Origin of the sequence: Mucilaginibacter gynuensis (assembly GCF_039541195.1) — a bacterium.
Taxonomy (GTDB): domain Bacteria; phylum Bacteroidota; class Bacteroidia; order Sphingobacteriales; family Sphingobacteriaceae; genus Mucilaginibacter; species Mucilaginibacter gynuensis.
Genome location: NZ_BAABFT010000042.1, coordinates 1 through 606 on the forward strand (window position 1 = coordinate 1; position 606 = coordinate 606).

1 protein-coding gene is annotated in these 606 nt (G+C 65.5%); it reads right to left on the reverse strand.

Annotation, left to right across the window (positions count from 1 at the left end; translation table 11 throughout):
* A partial coding sequence (locus tag ABD894_RS28090; protein WP_345214427.1) for an HAD hydrolase-like protein occupies window positions 1–327 on the reverse strand: 327 nt, incomplete at its 3' end.
* Between the last annotated feature and the right edge of the window lie 279 nt (window positions 328–606).

The following is a 606-nucleotide window of genomic DNA, read 5'->3' on the forward strand; positions in this document are numbered from 1 at the left end:
GGCCTGCGGGATCCCTGCGGCCTTCACGGCCCTCAGCGCCTCGACGACGCCGGGATAGATCCGCACGCTCGCGGCGTAGCCGTCACGGGCGGCGAGCTCACGGTACCGCCGCACGGCGATATGCGCGTCCTCCGCCGACATGCCGCCGCGCTCGCGGAACGACTCGAACATCGGCGGCCCGATCCACTGCGACAGTTCGGCGACAGGCGGTGCGGGCAGGCCGAATGAGTCGAACACTTCGGCGAGGCGAGGCAGGATCCCTGCGGAGGCATCCGCGATCGTGCCGTCCACATCCCACAGGACACAGGTGTAGGGGGGAACGCGCATGCTCCCAGCCTAGGACCGCCGCGAGTGTGCGCTGAACCTCCGCCGCAGTCACGGGAGATCCCTGAAGCCGTCGGATTGCTGAAGCCGTCGGATTGCGCTGAAACCTGCAGTTTTATATGCATTTATGGGGTACTTTCTAACCGTGGTTAGGAGTAGTCTCAGGACATGGCCACGAAGCTACTGACCTCCGACCCCCGGCCCGGACTGCGCGCACATCAGGATTCCATCCTGTTGTCGTTCCCGGAGCTGGTCTCGCATCTGCGGGACATTCTGGGCGTG